The 6756-nt window shown below is 60.8% G+C and carries 5 protein-coding genes; 1 reads left to right on the forward strand and 4 read right to left on the reverse strand.

The genetic code is table 11. The features are described 5' to 3' along the window. The coding region (locus RTI30_RS11540) for an MFS transporter (RefSeq protein ID WP_409449703.1) at positions 1 to 827 on the forward strand (827 nt) is incomplete at its 5' end. Between the two features lie 12 nt (positions 828 to 839). Here the strand turns inward: RTI30_RS11540 and RTI30_RS11545 are convergent. From RTI30_RS11545 to carA, 4 genes are read right to left on the reverse strand one after another with little or no spacing between them, the layout of a single operon-like run. After that, entirely contained in the window at positions 840 to 1679 is an 840-nt protein-coding gene (locus RTI30_RS11545; protein WP_312262997.1) for an undecaprenyl-diphosphate phosphatase, read from the reverse strand. Between the two features lie 42 nt (positions 1680 to 1721). Next, positions 1722 to 2198 carry a transcription elongation factor GreA gene (gene greA, locus RTI30_RS11550; protein WP_312262996.1) on the reverse strand — a complete coding sequence of 159 codons (477 nt, stop codon included), beginning with the start codon at positions 2196 to 2198 and terminating at the stop codon, positions 1722 to 1724. 5 nt (positions 2199 to 2203) lie between these two features. After that, positions 2204 to 5428 (reverse strand): carbamoyl-phosphate synthase large subunit, encoded by a 3225-nt coding sequence (gene carB / locus RTI30_RS11555; RefSeq protein ID WP_312262995.1) that lies wholly within the window; start codon positions 5426 to 5428, stop codon positions 2204 to 2206. Then, entirely contained in the window at positions 5415 to 6557 is a 1143-nt protein-coding gene (gene carA, locus RTI30_RS11560; protein ID WP_312262994.1) for a glutamine-hydrolyzing carbamoyl-phosphate synthase small subunit, read from the reverse strand. The genes carB and carA overlap by 14 nt, the downstream gene beginning before the upstream one ends. Between the last annotated feature and the right edge of the window lie 199 nt (positions 6558 to 6756).

Below are 6756 nucleotides of genomic sequence, written 5' to 3' on the forward strand. Positions count from 1 at the left end.
TCACCGACGATGCCCACCGTACCAAGGCAATGGCGGCGATCGGTGGCAGCATTTCCATTGCCTACGTTTTGGGCATGGCCCTCGGACCACTCATCTATGGTTTTGCCGGTTTGACAGGCGTTTTTTGGGGCGCTGCCGTACTCGGAATTTTGGCTTTTTTCCCTCTCTACGGGGTGATTCCCACGATTCCTGAGGGGCAGCAGCGCCGTATGGGCTCGTTTCGGGATGCCCTGGGCATTTTTTCCCATCCGGCGGTGCAGGCGGCAAGCGTTGGTATCTTCATCCTGCAAATGGTGCTAGGTGCCAGCTTTGTGGTCTTGTCGCCCGAGTTGCTGCGCGCCACCCAACTTACCCAAGGGGCGATTTGGGAAGTCTACCTACCGGTGATGTTCGGCGGGATTCTGCTGATGCTGTTTCCGGTAATCTATGCCGAAAAGAACAAAGAACACCGACGCGTGCTGGCGTTAAGCGGTGTCACCATTGCCGTTGGCGCCCTGCTGATGGGGCTCTTTGCCGGTAATTTTTGGGCTGTGGGTTCCGCTGCCATCGTCTTCTTTGCCGGTTACAACACCGCCTCTGCCATCTTGCCGTCAATGATGAGCCGCTCGACCTCGCCCGAGCAGCGTGGGGCAGCCAGCGGCGTTTACTCCTTGATGCAGTTTCTCGGCATTTTTGCTGGCGGTGTGGTTGGCGGCTGGGGTCTGGGCTGGATTGGGGTACAGGGGGTCTTCTACATCCTTACGGCGGTGGGCATCGCCCTCGCACTGCAAAGTAGCGTTGCCGGCGGTGCCATTGGCAAATTGATGGCCGCCGAAGAGCGGTCGTAACGGCGAGCGGCCTTAGAGGCCGCCGTTGCCAATGAATAGGGCGAACGCACCAAAGAGGATGCAATAAATCCCGAAAGGGCGTAATGCCTTGATTTCGTGTTGATGAAAATAGCGCATCAAAAACCACACCGATGCCCAGGCAAAGATGGCGGATATTACGCCGGCCAAGACAATCACAGGCAGCAGGCCATGGCTCAGATGCTGATGTAGGAGCTTGGGCACCTCCAGTAGCCCAGCCGCGCCGATGATAGGGGTGGCAAGGAGAAAGGAAAAGCGCGCGGAGTTCGCATAGTCGAGCCCGACGCCAATGCCGGCTACCAAGGTGGCACCGGAGCGCGAAAAGCCAGGGATCAGCGCCAAGGATTGAGCGAAGCCGATAATCAATGCCCGCTGCCAGCTGAGTTTATCCAAGGTATGGCTAGGATCCCGGGCCCGCAAGCGATCGCCCCAGATGAGCAGAGCGCCATTTACCATGAGCGCAATGGCGGCAAAGCTAAAGCCGCCAAAGAGATCCTTGATACGATGGGCGAGGGCAAGGCCGAGCAAGCCGGCTGGAATGCTGGCCAGAATCAGTAGCCAGAGTAGGCGTGTTTCGGGGCTTCTGGGCCGGCCGCGGTCACGGACGAAAGCGCTGATGAGCGCCACCCATTCGCGCCAAAAAAAGCTCAGTAACGCTACCAAGGTACCGAGGTGGAGAACGACGATGAAAGGCAAAAACCAGGCAGCATCGCGATCGATGGGCCAACGAAAGAGCGCCGGAACCAGGATGCTGTGGCCGAGGCTAGAGATGGGGAAGAGTTCGGTGACGCCTTGCAGCGCCGCCAGCAAAAAGAGATAAAAATGCTGCAGCATGGGTAGGTTTTCCAGGAGGCGCCCGGGTGGGGCGCGGCGAGTTTAGAGATAACGGACGCTGAGGATACTATATTCGCGGGTGCCGCCCGGAGCGTTGACTTCGATACTGTCGCCCTCATGCTTGCCAATCAGGGCGCGAGCCACGGGGGAGCTGATGGAAATCTTGTTTTCCTTGATGTCGGCCTCAGCGTCGCCAACGATCTGGTAACTGATCCGATTGCCGTCTTCGTCCTCGAGCTCCACCGTGGCGCCAAAGACGATGCGGTCGCCGGCGTTGAGGGATTTGGGGTCGATGATCTGGGCGTTGGCCAAGAAACCCTCGATCTCGCGGATGCGCCCCTCGATGAAGCCTTGTTGTTCCTTGGCGGCATCGTATTCGGCATTCTCGGAAAGATCACCCTTGGCGCGCGCCTCGGCAATGGCCTCGATGACTGCAGGACGATCCTTGGTTTTGAGGCGTTGCAGCTCGTCGCGCAAGCGTTGGGCACCGACGACGGTCATCGGGATTTTATCACTCATGAAACTTACCTCCGGGAAGGGGTCTGGCTAGCCAGGTCTTGTAAACGAACGACGCTGCGCTCAGAACTGAGCAAGACGCCGAGGGCAGCGGTACCGGCGGTGGCGCCGGCCAAAGTGGTGTAATAGGTGAGACCCATTTGTAGGGCAGCGCGGCGGATACTAAAGGAATCCCGCACCGACTGTCGCTCATCGACGGTGTTGATGATGATCTGCACCTTGCCATTCTTGATGGCGTCGACAATATGCGGGCGCCCCTCGGTCACCTTGTTTACCCGCGTGACCGGCAGCCCGGCATTCTCCAATTGCTCCGCCGTGCCGCGGGTGGCCAGGAGAGAGAAGCCGAGACCATGCAGGCCCCGGGCTACGGCGACGATCCCTTCCTTGTCGGCATCGCGCACACTCAAAAACACGGTGCCCCGGCGCGGAAAGTGTTCGCCAGCGGCAATCTGTGCCTTGAGAAAGGCCTCGCCAAAGCTGCTACCGATGCCCATGACTTCACCGGTGGATTTCATCTCCGGCCCGAGCAACACGTCGACGCCCGGGAATTTGAGAAAGGGAAAAACGGCTTCCTTGACGCTGAAATGCGGTCCGAGGGCGATCTCCTGCACACCTTGTTCCGCCAATCGCTGGCCGACCATGCAGCGCGCCGCGATTTTGGCGAGGGGGATGCCGGCGGCCTTGGAAACGAAGGGAACCGTACGCGAGGCGCGTGGGTTAACCTCCAGCACGTAGATATCCTCGCCCTGCACGGCAAACTGGCAATTCATCAGGCCGACCACGCCCAGGGCCTTGCCCAAGGCCTCGGTTTGCTGGCGCAATTGCGTCTGAATGGCGAGCGGTAGGGAGTAGGGCGGCAAACAGCAGGCAGAATCGCCACTATGCACCCCGGCTTGTTCGATATGCTCCATGATGCCGGCCACCAGCACCCGCTCGCCATCGGCAACGGCATCGATGTCGACCTCGAGGGCATTGTTGAGAAAGCGGTCGAGGAGGACCGGCTGATCTTCGGAAACGCGCACTGCTTCTTGCATGTAGCGCTCTAGATCGTCTTCGGCATAGACGATGCGCATGGCGCGGCCACCGAGAACATACGAGGGCCGCACCACCAAGGGATAGCCGAGGCCACGGGCGAGGACGAGGGCCTCGGCGCCGCTGCGGGCGATGGCATTTTCCGGTTGCCGCAGCTGCAGGCGCTGCAGGAGCTGCTGAAAGCGCTCGCGGTCTTCGGCAAGGTCGATGGAATCGGGGCTGGTACCGATGATGGGCACCCCTGCCGCCGCCAGATCGTTGGCCAGTTTGAGCGGGGTCTGACCACCAAACTGCACGATAACCCCTTGTGGCTTCTCGATTTCGACGATTTCCAGCACATCCTCGAGGGTAAGGGGCTCGAAGTAGAGGCGGTCGGAGGTGTCGTAATCGGTGGAGACGGTCTCCGGGTTGCAATTGACCATGATGGTCTCATAGCCGTCGTCGCGCATGGCCATGGCGGCATGGACGCAACAGTAATCGAATTCAATCCCTTGGCCAATGCGGTTGGGCCCACCGCCGAGGATCATGATCTTTGCACGGGTCGTGGGCTCGGCCTCGCATTCGTCTTCATAGGTCGAATACAGGTATGGGGTAGGGGAGTGGAACTCTGCGGCGCAGGTATCGACACGCTTATAGACTGGGCGCACGCCGAGCTTGTGTCGATGTTCGCGCAGGGAGGCCTCGCGGCAGCCCAGTAGCTGCGCCAGGCGCCGGTCGGAAAAACCCAGCCGTTTGAGACGCCGCATGGCCGCTCGATCGATGCCGGCAAGGGCGAGGCCGCGCAAACTGTTTTCGACTGCAATCAGCTCGGCGATCTGCTCTAAAAACCAGGGGTCGATCTGGGTCAGCTCCTGCACTCGGGCAATGTCCCAGCCGAGGCGCAGGGCATCGGCGATCTCCCAGATGCGCTCTGGCCCTGGATTGCGCAGGGCCTCTTCGATCTGGGCGGTGCTCCGATTTTTGCCGTCGCGCTCGTTCAGGCCATCCATGCCCGTTTCCAGCCCGCGCAGGGCCTTCTGCAAGGACTCCTGAAAGCTGCGCCCCATGGCCATCACTTCGCCCACGGATTTCATCTGGGTGGTGAGGTGGGCATCGGCCTCCGGGAACTTCTCGAAGGCAAAACGCGGGATCTTGGTGACCACGTAGTCGATGCTCGGCTCAAAGCTGGCCGGGGTGGCTCGGGTGATGTCGTTGCGTAGTTCGTCGAGGGTGTAGCCGAGGGCGAGTTTGGCTGCCACCTTGGCAATGGGAAAGCCCGTTGCCTTGGAGGCCAGTGCCGAGGAGCGCGACACCCGAGGATTCATTTCGATGACCAAAAGCCGGCCGTTGCGCGGGTTGACGGCAAATTGCACGTTGGAGCCGCCGGTATCGACACCGATGCGGCGCAGCACCGCAATCGAGGCGTCGCGCATGGTCTGATATTCGCGGTCGGTGAGGGTCTGCGCCGGCGCAACAGTAATGGAGTCGCCGGTATGTACCCCCATGGGGTCGAGGTTTTCGATGGAACAGACGATAATGCAGTTGTCGGCGCAGTCGCGCACCACCTCCATCTCGAACTCTTTCCAGCCGATGACCGATTCCTCGATGAGGATCTCATGGGTGGGGCTAGCCTCGAGGCCGCGGCCGGCAATCTCCTCAAATTCCTCACGATTGTAGGCCACCCCGCCGCCGGTACCGCCAAGGGTAAAAGAAGGACGAATGATCACCGGATAGCCGATGCTTTCCGCGATCTCTCGGGCCTCGTCGAGCTGGTGCGCAAAGGCCGAGCGCGCCACCTCGAGGCCGATTTCTTCCATAGCCTTTTTGAATAGACCGCGATCTTCCGCCTCGCGGATGGCAGCAACGCTGGCGCCGATCAGCTGGACGTTGAAGCGATCGAGGACGCCCTCGCGGTGCAGGTCGAGGGCGCAGTTGAGGGCCGTCTGTCCGCCCATGGTGGGCAGCAGGGCATCGGGGCGCTCGCGTTCGATGATGCGCGCCACCGTTTCCCATTCCACCGGCTCGATGTAGACGGCATCGGCGGTTTCCGGGTCGGTCATGATGGTGGCGGGATTGGAGTTGACGAGGATGACCCGGCAACCCTCCTCGCGCAACGCCTTACAGGCCTGCACGCCGGAGTAATCGAATTCACAGGCCTGGCCGATAACGATGGGGCCAGCGCCAATGATGAGTATGCTTTTGAGATCTTCACGCCGGGGCATGGTCTTTCCTTGTGCGGAAGCTGGCGACAAATTCGTCAAAAATCACGCTGGCATCATGGGGGCCCGGGCCGGCTTCGGGGTGCCCTTGAAAGGAGAAGGCCGGCAGCTCGCGATGCCGCATTCCCTGCAGACTGCCGTCGAAAAGCGAAACGTGGGTGGGCTCCATGCTGTTGGGCAGACTCTCCGCCGCCACTGCAAAGCCGTGATTTTGGCTGGTAATGAGGACACGGCCGCTGCGCAAATCGCGAACGGGGTGGTTGGCGCCGTGATGACCAAATTTCATCTTTTCGGTCTTGCCGCCCAGCGCAAGGCCCAGCAATTGGTGTCCGAGGCAAAGGCCAAAGGTGGGCTGCCCGGCTTCTACCACCGCGCGCACGGTCTGCTGCGCGGCCGTCAGGGCTGCCGGGTCGCCAGGACCATTGCTGAAAAGGACGCCATCGGCACCCACGGCAAGAATCTCGCGGCTGCTGCTCTGATGGGGTAGCAAGGTGACGCGGCAACCGCGATCGGCCAGCAGGCGGAGGATGTTGCGCTTGGCGCCAAAATCGACAACGACCACATGATGCGGATAGTTCCCGACTTCCTGGCTGTGATAGCCATGGGCGGGGTCGGGGCTGCGCCGCCGCCAGCTCTGGTGCTGGCCCAAGGTGACCTCACCGATGAGGTCGGCGCCTTCGAGCCCCGGAAAGGCGCGCGCGGCGGCGAGTACCGCTTCGGGCTGGAGCTTTTCGCCGACGGCCAAGGCGCCGTTCTGGGCACCGTGTTCGCGTAAATGTCGGGTGAGAGCGCGGGTATCGAACTCCGCCATGCCGGGAATGCCATGGCGCCGCAGATATTCATCTAGATTCTCCTGCGCGCGCCAGCTGCTGGCAGCGCGAGGTAGGGTGCGCAAGAGCAGACCAGAGCAGAAGATCTCCCGTCCTTCCTGATCTTCCTCGTTGACCCCCACATTGCCGATGTGTGGATACGTGAGGGTGATGATCTGACCGCGGTAGGAGGGATCGGTGAGGATTTCCTGGTAGCCGGTCATGGCCGTATTGAAGCAGACCTCGCCGGCACGCATGCCAGCGGCGCCAAAACCCGTGCCGTAAAAGATCCGTCCGTCGGACAATGCCAGGACTGCGTCCAAGACCCACCTCGAAATGACAAATAGAAGATGCAAAAAATGGGAGGGCAGAAGCCTCCCATGCGCTTTTCCTATTCTAAATAGCCGGGCATAATCGGGTCAAACCTGTGTATGCGTCCACCACCTTTGGCACTGTGGTAGATGTTGGAGGAGGAAGGATAGCGGTGGTTTCTGTCCGAGTCGATGGTGTGGCCGTTCGGCG

This window comes from Candidatus Igneacidithiobacillus taiwanensis (assembly GCF_031962545.1).
Classification (GTDB): domain Bacteria; phylum Pseudomonadota; class Gammaproteobacteria; order Acidithiobacillales; family Acidithiobacillaceae; genus Igneacidithiobacillus; species Igneacidithiobacillus taiwanensis.